General features: G+C 57.5%; 17 protein-coding genes. 13 read left to right on the forward strand and 4 right to left on the reverse strand.

Features of this window, described 5'->3' with window-relative positions; translation table 11 throughout:
* On the reverse strand, window positions 1-747 hold the full coding sequence (locus Q0Y21_RS04870; RefSeq protein WP_297792102.1) for a type 1 glutamine amidotransferase: 747 nt from the start codon (window positions 745-747) through the stop codon (window positions 1-3).
* The gene (locus Q0Y21_RS04875; protein WP_297792104.1) at window positions 740-1,741 is read right to left on the reverse strand and encodes an amidoligase family protein; all 1,002 of its coding nucleotides are present in this window, start codon (window positions 1,739-1,741) and stop codon (window positions 740-742) included. Before Q0Y21_RS04875 ends, Q0Y21_RS04870 begins: the two co-directional genes overlap by 8 nt.
* A 162-nt stretch (window positions 1,742-1,903) precedes the next feature.
* Here Q0Y21_RS04875 and lexA point away from each other — a divergent pair, with 162 nt between their 5' ends.
* Together lexA and Q0Y21_RS04885 are read left to right on the forward strand one after the other, a co-directional pair.
* A complete protein-coding gene (gene lexA, locus Q0Y21_RS04880; protein ID WP_297792106.1) occupies window positions 1,904-2,512 on the forward strand; it encodes a transcriptional repressor LexA in 609 nt (202 codons plus the stop codon).
* A gap of 33 nt (window positions 2,513-2,545) precedes the next feature.
* Window positions 2,546-3,046: a SulA-like leucine-rich domain-containing protein gene (locus Q0Y21_RS04885; RefSeq protein WP_297792108.1), complete on the forward strand. Its 501-nt coding sequence runs from the start codon at window positions 2,546-2,548 to the stop codon at window positions 3,044-3,046.
* 22 nt (window positions 3,047-3,068) lie between these two features.
* On the opposite strand, the gene Q0Y21_RS04890 is transcribed toward Q0Y21_RS04885, so the two are convergent.
* Both Q0Y21_RS04890 and Q0Y21_RS04895 read right to left on the reverse strand, forming a co-directional pair.
* On the reverse strand, window positions 3,069-3,329 hold the full coding sequence (locus tag Q0Y21_RS04890) for a hypothetical protein (protein ID WP_297792110.1): 261 nt from the start codon (window positions 3,327-3,329) through the stop codon (window positions 3,069-3,071).
* A 45-nt stretch (window positions 3,330-3,374) separates the two neighbouring features.
* The gene (locus Q0Y21_RS04895; protein WP_297792112.1) at window positions 3,375-3,872 is read right to left on the reverse strand and encodes a DUF6586 family protein; all 498 of its coding nucleotides are present in this window, start codon (window positions 3,870-3,872) and stop codon (window positions 3,375-3,377) included.
* Between the two features lie 286 nt (window positions 3,873-4,158).
* Between Q0Y21_RS04895 and Q0Y21_RS04900 the strand changes: the two genes are divergently transcribed.
* From Q0Y21_RS04900 to fliJ, 11 genes are all read left to right on the forward strand, one after another.
* The gene (locus Q0Y21_RS04900; RefSeq protein WP_297792114.1) at window positions 4,159-5,517 is read left to right on the forward strand and encodes a DUF1329 domain-containing protein; all 1,359 of its coding nucleotides are present in this window, start codon (window positions 4,159-4,161) and stop codon (window positions 5,515-5,517) included.
* A 72-nt stretch (window positions 5,518-5,589) separates the two neighbouring features.
* Window positions 5,590-5,919, forward strand: a complete 330-nt coding sequence (locus Q0Y21_RS04905; protein ID WP_297792116.1) for an SOS cell division inhibitor — start codon at window positions 5,590-5,592, stop codon at window positions 5,917-5,919.
* A gap of 71 nt (window positions 5,920-5,990) precedes the next feature.
* Window positions 5,991-7,442 carry a sigma-54 dependent transcriptional regulator gene (locus tag Q0Y21_RS04910; RefSeq protein ID WP_297792118.1) on the forward strand — a complete coding sequence of 484 codons (1,452 nt, stop codon included), beginning with the start codon at window positions 5,991-5,993 and terminating at the stop codon, window positions 7,440-7,442.
* A gap of 524 nt (window positions 7,443-7,966) precedes the next feature.
* A complete protein-coding gene (locus Q0Y21_RS04915) occupies window positions 7,967-9,196 on the forward strand; it encodes an ATP-binding protein (RefSeq protein WP_297792120.1) in 1,230 nt (409 codons plus the stop codon).
* Between the two features lie 22 nt (window positions 9,197-9,218).
* Entirely contained in the window at window positions 9,219-10,682 is a 1,464-nt protein-coding gene (locus Q0Y21_RS04920) for a sigma-54 dependent transcriptional regulator (protein WP_297792122.1), read from the forward strand.
* Between the two features lie 215 nt (window positions 10,683-10,897).
* On the forward strand, window positions 10,898-11,266 hold the full coding sequence (fliE, locus tag Q0Y21_RS04925) for a flagellar hook-basal body complex protein FliE (protein ID WP_297792124.1): 369 nt from the start codon (window positions 10,898-10,900) through the stop codon (window positions 11,264-11,266).
* 15 nt (window positions 11,267-11,281) lie between these two features.
* Window positions 11,282-12,988: a flagellar basal-body MS-ring/collar protein FliF gene (gene fliF, locus Q0Y21_RS04930; RefSeq protein ID WP_297792126.1), complete on the forward strand. Its 1,707-nt coding sequence runs from the start codon at window positions 11,282-11,284 to the stop codon at window positions 12,986-12,988.
* Complete coding sequence (gene fliG, locus Q0Y21_RS04935) at window positions 12,981-14,033, forward strand: flagellar motor switch protein FliG (RefSeq protein ID WP_297792128.1); 1,053 nt, start codon at window positions 12,981-12,983, stop codon at window positions 14,031-14,033. The genes fliF and fliG overlap by 8 nt, the downstream gene beginning before the upstream one ends.
* Entirely contained in the window at window positions 14,033-14,899 is an 867-nt protein-coding gene (locus Q0Y21_RS04940) for a flagellar assembly protein FliH (RefSeq protein WP_297792130.1), read from the forward strand. The genes fliG and Q0Y21_RS04940 overlap by 1 nt, the downstream gene beginning before the upstream one ends.
* Window positions 14,880-16,265, forward strand: a complete 1,386-nt coding sequence (gene fliI, locus Q0Y21_RS04945) for a flagellar protein export ATPase FliI (RefSeq protein WP_297792131.1) — start codon at window positions 14,880-14,882, stop codon at window positions 16,263-16,265. Before Q0Y21_RS04940 ends, fliI begins: the two co-directional genes overlap by 20 nt.
* Window positions 16,265-16,708: a flagellar export protein FliJ gene (fliJ, locus tag Q0Y21_RS04950; RefSeq protein WP_297792133.1), complete on the forward strand. Its 444-nt coding sequence runs from the start codon at window positions 16,265-16,267 to the stop codon at window positions 16,706-16,708. The genes fliI and fliJ overlap by 1 nt, the downstream gene beginning before the upstream one ends.
* Window positions 16,709-16,740: the final 32 nt, after the last annotated feature.

Raw genomic sequence — 16,740 nt, forward strand, 5'->3', positions numbered from 1 at the left:
CTATGGATTGGTTATCGAGGCGTTGGCTTCGGCTTCTTCCAGTCGTATCAACTTCCGTGCCCGGGCAGCATGGACAAAGTGGCCGAAGATGCGACGATGCCCGCCATGATAAAGCAGGTATTCCGGATGCCACTGGACACCCATTAACCACTGGTCACCGGTGTTTTCGATGGCCTGGACAAACTGGTCGTTGTCCAGTGCGACCACCCTCAGATTGCGTCCAAGGCGTTTGATGGCCTGGCTGTGAATACGATTGGCGCCAATAACGGTGCTGTGCATGAGGCGGCCGAGCCGGGTGTTCTTAACGAGCCGCACAGTTTGCATGGGGAGCAGCAACGGTCGGTGCCGCGTATGGACACGAAGGGGCGTGACGTTCTGGCACAGGGAACCTCCGTGAAACACATTAATGAACTGGGCGCCCCGACAAATGCCCAGAATCGGGATGTTCAGCTGTTCGGCCCTTGTCAGCAACTGTCGGTCGGTCTGATCCCGCTGGTGGTCATAGCGGGCGGTTACGGTCGGTTGCTGGCCGTAGAGCTCCGGGTGAACGTGGGTACCCCCCGACAGCACCAGTCCATCAAGAAGCGCTACGTTTACCCTGGCGCCGGGACGGATATAATGCGTCCTTGCCCCGTGGATGCGCAGCGCCAGACTGATCAGGCGGTGTGCCGTACTGCGACGTGCGGGGCCACTGATGCCGATGGTCAGTCCCGGTAGTTCGGGCGCCTGCGGGATAGTGTCAGACATAGTAGCGGTTACGCAGCCATTGCCCACAGGTATCAAGCCAACTCTGAGTGAGGTTGCGCAGGCTCAGTTTGCGGCTCATGCGGAACTGCTCCCTGAGCTCCGCCAGATCCTCAGCATTGTTGGCGATCTGTTCCAGCACCACCCAGTCGTTCCAGACCGAAGAAAAATGCCATCCGGGATTGTCGATGTCGCAATCCGGCAGGCGGTAGTGCAGGGTGGGCCGGCTCTTGATGCGTTCATCCATCACGTATTCTGCCAGAACGGATTTATTCAGGTCGGCAAACAGCGGCAAGAGGTCCAGTGCCTTGTTGCGTGTGGGGTTGAACCTGAGATAGTCCCGCATCAACTGTTCGGTATCCGGGGCGTAATTATCATTTACCAGCAGGTCGATATAGGGGCTGCTCCACGGTTCGATGTAACTGGTGAATTTGCGGCTGATGTCAATCTGATGCCGGGATTTAAGCCAGTCATACAGCACTGCGAATGCCTGAAGATAGCGAACCAGGGTGTCCGCCCTCAGGTCGGGCAGCTCTGGGTTGAGCTGCAGACCGAACGCATAATAGAGCGTTTCCCGGCTGCCAAGAGCGCCTGCCTTGCGCAGTTCATCGCAGAGAACCTCGATGCACTCAAGGGATGAAAACGGCATGGGCGGGCTGATGATCTCCAGGGGAACGATCTTCTCGGCGGCCGCATCAATCACATCCATTGCCTGGCCACCAAGTTCCCGCATGGATTCCGGGACGGTTTCCCCCTTCAGATCCAGATCCTTGATGGGGGCTGAATCCAGTTCAATGGTGAAAGATCCGAACTCTGTTTCCAGCTCCGTCACATAGCGCGAGGCTTCACGGGACTGTCCCCGAAGCAGTTTCTCTGTCAGCTGAACCAGGGCGTTGTAACTCAGACCCGACAGCTCAATCTCAACACCGACGCGACGCTCCTCTCCGGATTCGGTCCTGAGGATATCTGGCATCCTGCATGCCTTGGTTTCGCTCATTCCTGCGCCTCCTCAATGGGTTGGATTTACCATACCACAGACCGTCCCCGGCGCATCCTGAGGTAATCCGACAAAAAATACAGGAAGTGGACTTTACACTGGATAAAACACTGTATATAGTCAAATCACTGTATATAAAACCAGGACGAGTGGGGCAACCGCATGAAGCTGACAGCAAGGCAAACCCAGGTATTGGATATCATCCGGCGTTACGTGGATGAAACCGGGTACCCACCGACCCGGGCGGAGATCGCTGCGGAACTGGGTTTCCGTTCCGCCAATGCTGCAGAGGAACATCTCCGGGCGCTGGCGCGCAAGGGTGCCATTGAAATGGTGCCGGGCGCGAGCCGGGGTATTCGTTTGCCGGAGGTTGAGGAAGATCTCGGTTTGCCGGTGATCGGTCAGGTGGCGGCGGGCAGTCCAATTCTGGCCCAGGAGCATATCGAGGATCATTGCACCCTGAAGCCGGACTTTTTCTCGCCATCTGCAGACTATCTGCTGCGGGTGCGCGGAATGAGTATGAAGGACATCGGTATTCTCGACGGCGACCTGCTGGCGGTCCATCGTACCCAGGATGTTCATAATGGTCAGGTCGTGGTCGCCCGGGTGGGGGAGGAAGTCACGGTCAAGCGGTTCCGCAGGGAGGGCGCGAAAGTGCAACTGATTGCGGAGAATGAGGAATTTGCCCCAATTGAAGTGGATCTCACGGAAGAGGAACTGTTCATTGAAGGGCTTGGTGTCGGTGTCATCCGGCGTTCGGATATGCACTGATCCGGAACGGTCAACTTGAAGGCGAGGCGTATCATGGAACAACTCAGCTTTAACCAGAATCTGGCCTATTCACAGGCAGCTATGGGCTACCAGGCTCCCGCAAGGTATTCAGGGGGAGCGTCAGTTGTTCGCAGCGGGCCTGCAAGATCCAGGCGAGCCGATCCAGCAACAGCGCCGGTGACTGGCAATGTGACTGAAATTATCCTGCCGGAAGGTCAGGTTGAGAACTTCCAGCTATTGCTGCCAATGTTGACCCAGTTAAACCAGGAAAAACGCTGGCTTGCGTGGATTGATCCGCCCCAGGCGCTGGTAAGCAAGTGGCAAAAGATGCATGGCATCGTCGCGGGTGAGTTGCTGGTATTGAGATCCACCCAGGACTATCCGGCCCGCCAGCTGGCTGAGCGTGCGCTCAGTGCCGGGACCTGCCATGCAGTGGTGATGTGGACGCGGAAGCTTAGTCGTGAAGCTCTGGAAACGCTGCAGAAAGCGTCAGCCCAGGGCAACAGTCACGGAGTAGTATTACGCCAGCGCTGATGATGCGCTGGCCAGGGTGTTTTCAGTGAAGCGTGTAGGAGGGTTGGACGTCCTGGGTTTCCAGCTCATCCTCTTCCCAATCGATATCATGGGAGACGTTTCCGACCGCTTCGATGCCTGCAGCAATCATCGCCTTGGCAACGGCCATATCCCGGTCTTCCATCATTTCGCGAGCTTCTGAAGAAAACGAAATGCGCACCAGCGGTGCTGCGTCGTCATCAATACGACGCAGGGCGTAATCGCCATCACTCAACTGTACGATTTCAAAAAAAGATGGTGACATTCAAATAACCTTTCTGTTGATTCCTACCCCGTCGTACCATGCGGTTTACCACTCGCTGTGGCGGTCTTCCAGGGTATCAGCGAATTGTTTGAGCGCGTCGAGCAATGTATTAAGCGCCGGCGTCGATCGATCCGGGCCCGATTCTGCGGAGATCGCAATAATGTTCTCCGCACTGACCGTCTTCCTGGCTGCCGGTGGCGTGCTCTGGGACGTCTCCAACTGATCCAGAAGATTCCACCAGCTGCCTGGCTGATGCGCCAGGGTGAGCAATTCAGCGACTTCCGGCAACTCGGTTCCCAGCAACGCTGACAATGCTGTCAGTGACTCAGGCTCTTCGTTTTTCTGCTGGTACAACCGCGCAATCATTACCAGCAACAACGTCCGCGCACGCAGCGACAGCTCTATGGCGCCCTGAATGGCTGCTTCCCGCTGTAATGCGCGGTACGAGTCGACTTCAGCGTTGGTATCGCTGTCCGCCTGTCGTAGCAGTGTCCTGGCCAGAAACAACTTTTGTGATACCAGTGAATGCCACTGTGATGCCATGGTTACCTGCCAAACGGGTGTCGGTGGAGACTAGTGAGATCAATAAAGAGTGCGCTCCAGACTAATTTAACAGTTTACCATTTCCAGGAATGGATTTCCTCCCCGTGTTGTTACCTATGGGTTTAACAAGAAAACACATACAATGTATTGAAACGGGCGTTTGAATTTGGCAAAAAGGGCCGCCCGTTGAGTGACATGTGCCCGATTTTGTCGGTTCGACAGGGTCAAAAGGTGTCTTGTGGATGTCTGCAGGGTGGTAACCGAGATAAGTGGAGGTAAGTTAGGGATGCGTAAACAATTGGTCACAGGCGTTGCCATCATGGTGTTGGCGGTATCCGGTAATGTGGCCGCTGCGGTCGGTGTGCCGGAGGCGCAGAAGCTGAACAGCGAACTTACCCCGGTTGGTGCCACAAGACAGGCTAACGCCTCGGGAACCATTCCCGAGTGGACGGGTGGTCTGTCACAACCACCCGCGAACTGGGAGCCGGGCCAGGTCGAGGTAAATCCCTTTCCTGAGGATGCCCCGCTGTTCGTCATTACCCGGGATAACCTGGATCTCTATCGGAATAAACTGACCGACGGTCATATCCGGATGCTTGAGCAATATGGCCCTGATTTTTTCATGCCGGTTTACCAGACCCGTCGGACCGCAGCGTTCCCGGAACATGTTTACGACAAGTTCAGTGAGAATGCGGTTTCTGCAGAGCTGCTGGATAACGGCAATGGCGTCAGGGACACCATCATGACCAGCCCGTTCCCGATTCCGAAAACTGGCCTGGAGGTTATCTGGAACCATATCCTGAGATACCGTGGCGAGGAAATCTCGTTTCGTAGTGCCTCCGCGACGCCACAGGTGAACGGGTCGTTCAACCAGGTGGTCAACAAGTACGATTATTATTTCGCCTATAGCCGTCTCGGGGCGGATCTGGCCGACATTGATAACAAAATCTTCTACCTGAAGACCGATACCATCGCACCATCCAACCTCGCGGGCACGATCACCCTGGTCCACGAAACCCTCGACCAGGTCCGCTCACCTCGCCTGGCCTGGCGCTATGACGCCGGCTCTCGCCGGCTGCGTCGTTCCCCGAACCTGGCGTATGAAACCGATCTGCCAAATTCCTCCTCTCTGCGCTCCGTTGACCAGAAGGACATGTATAACGGAGCGCCGAACCAGTACAACTGGGAGTTGAAAGGCAAGAGGGAGATTTTTGTGCCCTACAATGCCTACAAGTTGCATGACGCTGATGTTCGCCCTGAAGACGTGATTCGGGCGGGTCATATCAACCAGAAACTGACCCGCTATGAACTGCACCGGGTGTGGGTGGTGGAGGCCACACTGCGTACGGGCATCAGTCACATATACGCTCGCCGAACGTTCTATGTGGATGAAGACAGTTGGCAGATCCTGGCGTCAGAGGAATATGACGCGGAGGGTAATCTCTGGCGGGTTTCCGAAGCCCACAACATTAGCTATTACAGCGAGCCGGTGTTCTGGACTACTATGGAGATGACATACGATCTCAAATCCAGACGCTACTACATCGACGGCCTGGACGACGGATTTCCGGCGTATGATTTCACCCCGGGTTTCCGTGGTAACCAGTTCACGGCCTCTGCGGCCCGCCGCGCTGCACGCCGCTAACGGGGGGATTGGAAAACCGCCGGGGGCGCCACCCCGAACCGGGGCCGCTTCGTGACCACAGGAGAATGATTGATGACTGAGTCCCCGAATGACCTCCAGGTCCTGGATCAGTTGATTGGATGCCTGGCTCAGGCCCTGAGCGACAAGGACTGGGACAGGCTATCCGAACTGAACCAACAGGTTAAAACGACAGTGGCGCCGGTCATGGCGCGACTGGAAGCGGGTGAAGTCGCTGTTGAGCCGGTGAGGGAGCGTCTCGAACGACTCCAGGCATTTTGCGATGAGGCCAGTGAGAGGGCGGCAGAAGCTCGCAAAGAGGCGGAACAGGCACTAAAGGGTGTGAACCGTAACAGAAATGCTGCGCGCACATACCAAAACGTTTCAGGAAACGACTCCAAATAGCGTCATAAAATTGACTCCTGTGCTCTTACAGTCTTAAATACGGCTCAAATCCCTCCAAGAGATTCACGTGGATGCCTAAAAATAACAAGGTGCTGGTGCTGAGCGAGGACGAGTCCCGCCGCCACGATTTGGTTACCATTCTGGAGTTCGTTGGCGAAGAGTGTGTTCTGGCGGGCGAAAAGGCCGATGCCCTGCTGGCTGATGGTGATGAAGAGGCGTTGGCTTCGATCGCGGTTGCCATAATAAACGGTGAAGACAACGGCGTTACCGACATCGTTGCCGAACTCTGCCGGAAAACCAACGGTATGCCCATACTGATGGTGGGGGACCCGACCTTGAAGGGGATGCCTGAGGACTGCCTGTCACGCATCATCGCGCGAATGTCCTGGCCTTTGAACTACACAAAGTTCGTGGATTCCCTATACCGCGCCCAGATCTATCGTGATCAATTTGCCCATTCGCAGGAACGTGGACAGCAGCGCGGCCTGCAGCTTTTCCGCAGCCTCGTCGGCACCAGCCGGAAAGTCCAGTCGGTGCGTCAGTTGATGCAACAAGTAGCCGACAAGGACGTCAGCGTGCTGATTACCGGCGAGTCCGGTACCGGCAAGGAAGTCGTTGCCCGAAACCTGCATTACCATTCCGATCGACGGGAGAAGCCATTTGTGCCGGTGAACTGTGGCGCAATCCCCGCAGAGTTGCTGGAAAGCGAATTGTTCGGCCATGAGAAAGGGGCCTTCACCGGCGCCATTACGTCACGGGTCGGACGCTTTGAAATGGCCGAAGGGGGCACACTGTTCCTGGATGAGATCGGCGACATGCCCCTGAACATGCAGGTAAAAATCCTGCGTGTCCTGCAGGAGCGCACATTCGAACGGGTTGGTAGTAACCGCACCCTGTCAGCAGACGTGAGGGTCATCGCGGCCACCCACAAGAATCTCGAGGACATGATCGAAACCGGAGACTTCCGGGAAGATCTGTATTACCGCCTGAACGTTTTCCCCATCGAGATGCCGTCGCTGCGGGAGCGTGTCGAAGACATCCCCCTGCTGATCAACGAACTGATCTCCCGGATGGAAAAAGAAAAACGCGGCTCCCTACGGTTGAACTCGGCAGCGATCATGAGCCTGTGCCGACACGACTGGCCCGGTAACGTTCGGGAGTTGGCCAACCTGGTAGAACGCCTGGCGATCATGCACCCCTATGGCGTCATCGGCGTCCAGGAACTGCCCAAGAAGTTCCGCTATGTGGACGACTACGACGAAAACCGCCCAGTAGAGGATTCAGGCATGCCGTCTGGTGTACCCGGACTGGTGGGTCTGGACGCGCCAGCTTTGCTGCCAGTTAATGGCATCGACCTGAAGGACTACCTGTCGAACCTGGAAAAACAGCTGATCCAGCAAGCGTTGGACGAAGCCAGTGGCGTGGTTGCCCGTGCAGCGGAGAAGCTGCGGATTCGTCGGACGACCCTCGTCGAGAAGGTTCGCAAATATGGTCTTCGGGAGGAGGAGTCCGAGGACACCTGATTCTGTTTGGTTTGTCTTTGGGGTTTTGTTGGGGAGTGGGCCGCGGTGGTGGGGTATGTTTTTAAAAACCGCCTTACAACTCGCTTCGCTCAGACAAGCGGCGCTTTTTAAAAACATACCCCACCACCCCGGCTTTTACCCTGTGCGGGCCCGCCGCGAATAAAATCGGTTGTATGGCAGGCACGCTTGAAGTCCAGTGAGGGACAGGGGGGAGGTCTTTTTTTAAATCGCCGCTTGTCTGAGCAAAGCGAGTTGTAAGGCGATTTCAAAAAAGACCTCCCCCCTGGCCCTCTACTCCCAACTAAACCACCAAAAAACCATAAAAACCGGCGTCAAAGCTTTGTAACCCGAAGCGGTACAGTCATTTCAGGCCGACGTAAAACCGTCGTTTCCCATCTGGTGAGTTTTCTTTCCTGCTGAAATATAAACAAAAATTTAAGTTGGCATGATGCTGGCTTAGTTCCCTGAAAACAAACCATCCGTAGAGTTTGACCCGGTGTTCGGGTGAGTCAGGGGACGAGTTTATGAGTCAGCTACAGTTTGTTGTGAAGTCTTCCGCAGAACAGGCACAAGCCAATGCGGCGGCGGATGCCAACGACAAGGTTACCGCCCTGTTTCCGGAGCAGGACGACGAAGCTGTGGGATCGGCGCTGGAACTGTTTAACCAGATGTCGCGGCAAATTACCGATTCGTATCGCACACTCGAGTCCCGGGTAAATCAGTTATCCGGGGAGCTGACAGCGGAATCTCTCCAGCGCCAGCAAGAGCTGGAAGAAAAAGAAAAGCTGGCGGATCGTTTGTCCACATTATTGACCGCATTACCGGCTGGTGTGGTCGTGCTCGACAGCCAGGGGGTGGTGACCCAGACCAACCCCGCGGCGATCAGTCTGTTGGGTGAACCCCTGGACGGCGAGCGCTGGGTGGATGTGATTCGCCGCTGCTTTGCGCCACGCCGGGATGACGGCCACGAAGTGTCCCTGAAAGACGGCCGGCGGGTCAGTATCGAGATCCGGACCATGGAAAACCAGCCGGGCCAATTGATTCTTCTGACGGACCTGACAGAAACCCGTCACCTGCAGTCGCAGCTTGCTCATGCCCAGCGTTTGTCGGCCATGGGCAAAATGGTCGCCTCTCTTGCACACCAGATTCGCACGCCGCTGTCTGCCGCCATTCTCTACGGTGGCCACCTCAGCCAGGAAGACCTGGACGAGGAGATGCGTCAGCGTTGTGCCTCCCGTCTGATGTCCCGTCTCACGCATCTGGAGCAGCAGGTGCGTGACATGTTGATCTTTGCCCGCGGGGAAACCCGTCTGGCCGAGGAGTTGTCCGCGGAGACGCTGGTCAGCGCTCTGGGTTCCGCGCTGGATGGGCTGAAACTGTCTGCCGGTGTGGAGGTGAATCTGGACAGCCAGGTCGAGGACTGTCGTGTTATGTGCAATCGGGATGCCCTCGTGGGTGCCTGTACCAATCTGGTGAACAACAGTGTGGAAGCCGGAGCCACTCGCGTGGTGGTTCAGCTCGCGCCGATTGAAGGGGAACTGGTGATTCGAGTGGTGGATAACGGCCCCGGGTTTGAAGCGGGGCAGGCGGGACAGCTGATGGAAGCGTTCTATACCACCAAGTCCCATGGTACGGGGCTCGGGTTGGCGGTTGTTCAGGCAGTGGTGAAGGCCCATCAGGGGCGGTTTGCCATGCAATCCCCGGAACAGGGTGGTGCAGTGGCGACACTGACCCTTCCACTTGTTGGTCAATAAAGAAGAGTTTTCGGAGGCAACCATGGCCAAGGCCCAGATTTTGATCGTTGAAGATGACCACGACCTGCGGGAAGCACTGGTCACGACCCTCGAACTGGCAAAGTTTCGTGTCCGTGAGGCGGCGAACGCCGAGGAAGCTTTGGCGCGTCTGGCGGAGGCTCCCGTGGATATGGTGGTCAGTGACGTCAATATGCCCGGCATGTCGGGTCACGACCTCCTTGGGGAGGTTCAGCGGCTGTATCCCGGGCTGCCGATGATGCTGATCACCGCCTACGGCCAGATCAGTCATGCGGTGTCTGCGATGCAGTCCGGCGCTATCGACTATCTGGTGAAGCCTTTTGAGCCAAAGGTGTTGGTTGACGCCGTCACCAAGGTAGTGGGCGGGGCCCGCGCGAAAACCGGTGGTGATGAACCAGTGGCTGAGGACCCGATCAGCAAACGTATGTTCCAGCTGGCGGCAAAGGTCGCGGCCAGTGAATCCACGGTAATGATTTCCGGGGAGAGCGGTACCGGTAAAGAGGTGCTGGCCCGGTATATTCACCAGCAATCGCCCCGTGCTGACCAGCCCTTTGTGGCCATCAACTGTGCGGCGATTCCTGAGAATATGCTCGAAGCCATCCTGTTCGGCCATGAGAAAGGGGCATTTACCGGCGCGGTTGCCTCTTCGCCTGGCAAATTCGAGCAGGCCAATGGCGGCACCATTCTCCTCGACGAGATTTCGGAAATGGATCTGGGGCTGCAATCAAAGCTGTTGCGGGTGTTGCAGGAGCGTGAGGTTGAGCGGGTTGGCGGTCGCAAACCCATTGTCCTGGATGTGCGGGTGGTGGCTACCACCAACCGCGACCTGGGGGATTATGTCCGTGAGGGCAAGTTCCGCGAAGACCTTTACTACCGGCTGACGGTATTCCCGATGCACTGGCAACCGCTGCGTGATCGTGCGCTGGATATCATGCCGCTGGCGACTGCCTTGTTGAAGAAGCATTGCCGTAAGATGAAGTTGACCGGCATCAGTTTCGCCAGTGACGCTCAGCGGGCACTGGTGAGCCACCCATGGCCGGGTAATGTCCGTGAGCTCGATAATGCGATTCAGCGGGCACTGGTGCTTCATCAGGGGAATGTTATTCATGCTGCAGACCTGTGCCTGGAGCTGGGCATTACCGGCCGTGTGGACGGCAGCGCACCGGTTGCCGAGCGGGCGCCGGCGGGAGAGCCGGAGTCGCCGTCAGCACCGTTTGGGAATGAATCTGTCGCTGACCCCGATAGCCAGTATTTGACGGAGGCATCGGAAAACAGTGGCCCTGTTGCCCTGGGGGATGATCTGCGTCAGCGGGAGTTTCGTATCATTATCGACACGCTGAAAAAAGAGCGAGGTCGTCGCAATCGGGCGGCCGAGCAACTGGGTATCAGCCCGCGGACCCTTCGTTACAAGCTGGCCCAGATGCGTGATGCAGGCATCGACCTGGATTCGGAGCTGGCCATGGCCTGATCCGAATAGTTTCCACTCCTTATTGAGGGCTCCTTCCGGAGCCCTTTTTTTCTGTCAAATCCCCGTCGTTCTGCCGGTTTCTATCGCGATCGGTTTCCTTAATTTAATGAAAAATAAGAAATAAATGTTGTTGGCCTGTGGTTTGCTTTAAACGGAATAACAGAGTCAGAGTTCAATGGGTTGTTGCCGAAGCAACCAATCCCGGGGAGTGAGTTATGGTCGAACGTGCAGATATCAACAATGTGCTGTCGGAAATCCGTAACATGCGTTCGCAGATGATGCAGAACCAGCGTGTTGAACAGGACAATGACGTTCGTGGCCGTATTGATAGCCCGCAAAGGGTTGAGCAGGGTCGCGAAACACAAAGCTTCGGGGATATGCTCAGTCGCGCGGTGGGCAGTGTGAACGAGCTGCAGCAAACGTCGGGTGAGCTCAAGACAGCGTATGAAATGGGCGACCCCAACGTGGACATTACCCGCGTGATGATCGCGTCCGAGAAAGCCTCGGTTTCCTTCGAAGCTTTGACCCAGGTTCGTAACCGGGTAGTGAAGGCTTACGAAGATATCATGAACATGCCGGTATAATAGCGGAGCACAGCCATGGCCAGCGTACCTGCAGAAACCTCCAGCGCCAATGTACCGGCAGCGTCGGATACTGATAAACCGGAAAGCCGCAGCGACCTGCTGTTTGGTTTTAACCGACTGAACCTGTTGCGGCAGATCGGCCTGATGGTGGGGCTGGCTGCCAGCGTCGCTCTGGGTGTTGCCGTGGTGCTCTGGGCCCAGGAGCCGAACTACCAGCCGGTGGTCGGTGATATGTCCGGCTACAACCCTCAGGATATAACCTCCATTCTCGACCAGAGCGGCATCAACTACCGCATGGATCCGCGCAGCGGTGCCCTGCTGGTGCCCTCCGATGAAGTCTACAACGCCCGTCTGAAACTGGCTGCCGAGGGCGTGACCGATGAGCAGACCATGGGTTACGAACTACTGGACCAGGACCGTGGTTTAGGTACCTCGCAGTTTATGGAAACTATCAGTTTCCGTCGGGGTCTGGAAGGCGAGCTCGCTCGAACGATCGCTGCCATGCGCGGTGTGCGTTCTGCCCGGGTGCACCTGGCGATCCCGGAGCGGTCCGTTTTTGTCCGAGATGCCCGCACCCCGACGGCCTCTGTTTTCCTGGATGTGTTCGCCGGGCGCAAGCCGGAAAAGGAGCATATCGCAGCCATTGTGAACCTGGTGGCGGGCAGCATCCCCGAGATGAGCAAGGATAACGTTACTGTCGTCGACCAGAACGGCAACCTGCTGACAGGGCGTGAGGCAGACAGTGACAGTCAACAGATCAAGGACCAGTACGATTATACCACCCGCGTTGAGGAGCGCCTGACCCGTCGGGTGGCGTCTCTGGTGGGACCGATTGTCGGCGATGGTCGGTTCCGTGCGGAAGTGACCGCAGACCTGGATTTTTCTTCCGTGGAGCAGGCAGAAGAGCTGTTCAACCCGGAGCAGCAGGCGGTTCGCAGCGAACGGGAAATGAGCGAGCAGCGCATCAATGGCGGCACCGGTGGTGTACCGGGTGCATTGTCCAACCAACCTCCCGGGGAGGCCCAGGTGCCGGAGCAGGCAGGGCAGGGTGAAGCCGGTGAAGATGGTGAACCCGCACCTCAGCCGGTCAACGTTCGTCGTGAGTCCACCCGTAACTATGAGATGGACCGTACCGTCAGTTATATCCGCCAGGAACTGGGTCGGGTCAAACGGGTGACCGTGGCCCTGGCCGTTGATGACATGAAGGTGGTCGATCCGCAGACCGGTGAGGTCAGCTACGAACCGTGGCCAGAGCAGGAGTTGCAGCGCCTGAATATGCTGGTTCGTGATGCCGTGGGCTATTCCGCGGCACGGGGAGACAGCGTCACCGTTATGAATACCGCCTTTGCCGCCGAGGAGCAGGTGCAGTTTGAGGCGCCCGGGTTCTGGGAGCAGCCCTGGTTCTGGGATCTGATGAAGCAGGTTCTGGCTGGTCTGGTTATTCTGGTGTTGGTCCTGGGCCTGTTGCGCCCGACACTCAAGAGTCTTTCCGGCGCGGGCAAGAGTGAGCGTGAGGGAGACTCCGGGGGCGGATATGGCAATCTTGAGGGGATTGAGGGCGGCGATGAGCTGCGGCAGGCCATGTCCTCCCAGGATGATCTGCTTTTGCCGGGTGCCACGGACAGTTATGATAGGCAGTTGAATGCACTGAAAGGCCTGATCGCAGAGGACCCGGCAAGGGTTGCCCAGGTGATGCGCCAGTGGGTGAATGTCGATGACTGAAGAAACCAACCGTCAGGTGGAAGGCGCACAGCAGGCGCCTCAGAAGCCGCAGCGCAAGATTCCCCGTGTCGAACAGGCCGCCATTCTACTGATGTCGCTGGGTGAAGCCGATGCTGCGGAAGTGCTGAAACACATGGGCCCCAAGGAAGTCCAGCGGGTGGGTGTGGCTATGGCGCAGATGAAGGACGTCAGCAAGGACGACGTCACCTTCGTACTGAATCAGTTTGTCGATGCGGTCGGTGGTCAGACCGGTCTTGGCGTGGGCAACGATGATTACATTCGTACCATGCTCACCCAGGCATTGGGGGACGATAAAGCGTCCAGCCTGATCGACCGTATCCTGATCGGCGGCAATACCACGGGTCTGGACACCCTGAAATGGATGGAGCCGCGAGCGGTTGGCGATATCATCCGCTACGAACACCCCCAGATTCAGGCCATCGTGATTTCCTATCTGGACCCGGATCAGGCGGCCGAGATTCTTGGTACACTGGATGACAAGGTCAGGCTGGACGTGATGATGCGGGTGGCGTCCCTGGAAAGTATCCAGCCGCAGGCGCTGCAGGAGTTGAATAATATCCTTGAGAAACAGTTCTCCGGTGGTTCCGCCGCCCAGACTTCCCGCATTGGCGGCGTCAAACGGGCAGCCGATATCATGAACTTCATGGACCGCAGCGTTGAGGGCAACCTGATGGATTCCATCAAGGACATGGACCCGGACCTGGCCTCCACTATTGAGGATCTGATGTTTGTCTTTGATAACCTCAAGGACATCGATGATCGTGGTATTCAGGCGTTGCTGCGTGAAGTGTCGTCCGAGGTGCTGGTCGTCGCGCTGAAAGGTGCCGATGACGCCGTGCAGGACAAAATATTCAAGAACATGTCGAAGCGGGCTGCCGAACTGCTTCAGGACGATCTGGAAGCCAAGGGCCCGGTTCGTGTCAGCGAAGTGGAAGCCGCCCAGAAAGACATCATTACCATTGCCCGTCGTATGGCTGAAGCCGGTGAAATCACCCTGGGTGGCGCCGGTGAAGAAATGATGTGATGAAAGATTCCGAGAAAAGCCTTAATCGCATACCCAAGGAGCAACTCACAGCCTACGAACGCTGGGAGTTGCCCCTGCTTGATGCGAAGGGTAATGAAGTGGCCCGGGAAGAGGAGCGGGACGTCAAACCCCTGACGGCGGCGGACATCGAGGAGATCCGCCAGGCTGCCCGGGAAGACGGCCACGCCGAGGGCCGTGACGCCGGCTACCAGGCAGGTCTCAATGAAGGCCGGGAGCAGGGGCACAAGGAAGGTTACGAGGCTGGCTTTGCTGAAGGCAAGGAGCAGGGGGCAGAGCAGGGCCTGGAAGAAACCCGCAAGGAAATGGAGTCCCGCATTGACCGGCTTGAGCACCTGCTGGGAGAGCTGTTGATTCCGATTCGTCGTCACGAAGATGAACTGGAGACCGCGCTGGTCAACCTGACCACGATTCTCGCCCGTACCGTGGTGTACCGCGAATTATCCATTGATTCCTCCCAGATCCAGCAGGTGGTCCGTCGGGCCATGGCTTCTCTGCCATCCACCGCCGACAACGTCCGTATTCTGGTAAACCCGGAAGATGCGGACTGGGTCAGGCAGGTGGCGGAGCGTTTTGAGGCGACCAGTTCGGTAGTGGAGGATGACACCATCCTGCGGGGTGGCTGCAAAGTGGAAACCCGTCACAGCCTGGTGGACTTTACCGTGGAGAAACGTTTCCAGAAAGCCGTTCAGGGCATGCTGGAACAGCAACTCGGTAACGAGGAGGCCGGTGAAAGCGAAGAGCTGGATACCATGATGGGTGACCTGACCGATTTCCACCGGGATGTGCTGGACTCCGACAGTGACGACGTCAACGGGAGCGAGGTCGATGACCGGGAACCTGGCTAACCGTTTGAAGCGACTTCAGGGGAGCGTTGACCGTGAGTCGACCCCGGAGCTGTCCGGACGTCTGACTCGCATGGTGGGTCTGACCCTTGAGTGCGTGGGCTGTCCCATGGTGGTGGGTGATCGTTGCGTGATTCAGGGGCAGGGATCCGGCAGTGTTGAAGCCGAAGTGGTTGGTTTTGAGGATGACCGTGTCTACCTTATGCCGTTGACGGCCATCGAAGGTCTGCGTCCCGGGGCCAGGGTGGTGCCCCTCGCGGCGGCAAGCCGTGTACCGGTTGGCCCGGAAATGCTGGGCAGAGTGGTGGGTGGCAGCGGTGAACCTCTGGATGGCAAGGGCCCCCTGCAGGTTGAATCCAGAGTTTCTTTGAATGGCGACATCATCAACCCGCTGGACCGGGCGCCAGTGCGAGAAGCTATGGATGTCGGCATCCGTGCGATCAATTCGCTGCTGACGGTGGGGCAGGGGCAGCGTCTTGGCCTGTTTGCAGGTAGCGGCGTGGGTAAAAGCATGTTGCTGGGCATGATGACCCGCTTTACTGATGCGGACATCACCGTCGTTGGACTGATTGGCGAGCGGGGACGCGAGGTCAAGGAATTCATCGAGGATATTCTGGGTGAAGAAGGTCTGGCCCGTTCCGTGGTTGTGGCATCCCCTGCGGACGACTCACCGCTGATGCGGTTGCGGGCCGCCATGCTGACCACGCGAATTGCGGAATATTACCGTGACAAGGGCAAGCGGGTACTGCTGCTGATGGATTCCCTCACCCGGTATGCCCAGGCGCAGCGTGAGATTGCGTTGGCGGTGGGCGAACCACCCGCCACCAAGGGTTACCCGCCTTCGGTCTTTGCCAAACTGCCGCAACTGGTGGAGCGGACCGGCAACGGACGCCAGGGCGGTGGTTCCATTACTGCCTTCTATACCGTGCTGACCGAAGGGGATGATCAGCAGGATCCCATTGCCGATGCTGCCAGGGCCATTCTGGATGGCCATATTGTGCTTTCCCGCCGGTTGGCCGAGGAAGGTCATTATCCCGCCATTGATGTGGAAGCGTCCATCAGCCGGGTAATGCCCCAGGTAACCGACGAGGAGCATTTTTCCAGGGCGCAACGTTTCAAGCAGGTGTATTCCCGCTATCAGCAGGCCAGGGATCTGATCAGTGTCGGCGCCTACGTCAAGGGCTCCGATTCGGAAACCGATTTCGCCATTCAGCACATTGGCAATATGACCCAGTTCCTCAAGCAGGGATTGAATGAAAGCGCGCCACTCAAGGACAGCATTGAGCAGTTATTGGCGGTGGTTCCGGAACGGCGGTCACCGGAGCGAAGAAAGTCCGGTGCTCCGGTGCCGGCGAGAGGGGCTGAGTGATGCTCCGGTCCCAACGTCTGGCGGTGGTCCTGACTCTGGAAGAGCGCAAGGAGCAGGAAGCCCTGGAAAAGATGGGCGAGGCTCGCAAGCAGTTCGACGCCCAACAGGAACAGATTGATAACCTGAACCGGTACCAGCAGGAGTACCGGGACCAGATTCGCAGCAACCAGCAGGGGGTTGTTCCCGTGGCCCGCCTTCAGGCATGGCAGGCTTTTATTGCCCAGCTGGACCAGGTTCTGCGACAGCAACAAAAGCAGCTGGATATCCTTGAAGATCGCCTGGAAGAATGCCGGCGGCAGTGGCAACAGGCCTGGGAACGCCGCCGTGGCATGGAGAAGTATATCGAGACCTGCCGTCGGCAGGAGCAGCGGGAGCAAGACATCAAAGAACAGAAACTTGCGGATGAAGCGGCGGGACGTGCGTTCGCCCGGCGCCGGACCTAGTTCCACCAGATCGTGTGGATGTTGTGGGTGCA

Source organism: uncultured Marinobacter sp. (assembly GCF_947259545.1).
Lineage (GTDB): Bacteria > Pseudomonadota > Gammaproteobacteria > Pseudomonadales > Oleiphilaceae > Marinobacter.

Bases quoted from the DNA above. Each gene is read 5' to 3' on its own strand.
- Q0Y21_RS04870 (WP_297792102.1), bottom strand. From the start codon at position 747: ATGTCTGACACTATCCCGCAGGCGCCCGAACTACCGGGACTGACCATC.
- Q0Y21_RS04875 (WP_297792104.1), bottom strand. From the start codon at position 1,741: ATGAGCGAAACCAAGGCATGCAGGATGCCAGATATCCTCAGGACCGAA.
- lexA (WP_297792106.1), top strand. From the start codon at position 1,904: ATGAAGCTGACAGCAAGGCAAACCCAGGTATTGGATATCATCCGGCGT.
- Q0Y21_RS04885 (WP_297792108.1), top strand. From the start codon at position 2,546: ATGGAACAACTCAGCTTTAACCAGAATCTGGCCTATTCACAGGCAGCT.
- Q0Y21_RS04890 (WP_297792110.1), bottom strand. From the start codon at position 3,329: ATGTCACCATCTTTTTTTGAAATCGTACAGTTGAGTGATGGCGATTAC.
- Q0Y21_RS04895 (WP_297792112.1), bottom strand. From the start codon at position 3,872: ATGGCATCACAGTGGCATTCACTGGTATCACAAAAGTTGTTTCTGGCC.
- Q0Y21_RS04900 (WP_297792114.1), top strand. From the start codon at position 4,159: ATGCGTAAACAATTGGTCACAGGCGTTGCCATCATGGTGTTGGCGGTA.
- Q0Y21_RS04905 (WP_297792116.1), top strand. From the start codon at position 5,590: ATGACTGAGTCCCCGAATGACCTCCAGGTCCTGGATCAGTTGATTGGA.
- Q0Y21_RS04910 (WP_297792118.1), top strand. From the start codon at position 5,991: ATGCCTAAAAATAACAAGGTGCTGGTGCTGAGCGAGGACGAGTCCCGC.
- Q0Y21_RS04915 (WP_297792120.1), top strand. From the start codon at position 7,967: ATGAGTCAGCTACAGTTTGTTGTGAAGTCTTCCGCAGAACAGGCACAA.
- Q0Y21_RS04920 (WP_297792122.1), top strand. From the start codon at position 9,219: ATGGCCAAGGCCCAGATTTTGATCGTTGAAGATGACCACGACCTGCGG.
- fliE (WP_297792124.1), top strand. From the start codon at position 10,898: ATGGTCGAACGTGCAGATATCAACAATGTGCTGTCGGAAATCCGTAAC.
- fliF (WP_297792126.1), top strand. From the start codon at position 11,282: ATGGCCAGCGTACCTGCAGAAACCTCCAGCGCCAATGTACCGGCAGCG.
- fliG (WP_297792128.1), top strand. From the start codon at position 12,981: ATGACTGAAGAAACCAACCGTCAGGTGGAAGGCGCACAGCAGGCGCCT.
- Q0Y21_RS04940 (WP_297792130.1), top strand. From the start codon at position 14,033: ATGAAAGATTCCGAGAAAAGCCTTAATCGCATACCCAAGGAGCAACTC.
- fliI (WP_297792131.1), top strand. From the start codon at position 14,880: ATGACCGGGAACCTGGCTAACCGTTTGAAGCGACTTCAGGGGAGCGTT.
- fliJ (WP_297792133.1), top strand. From the start codon at position 16,265: ATGCTCCGGTCCCAACGTCTGGCGGTGGTCCTGACTCTGGAAGAGCGC.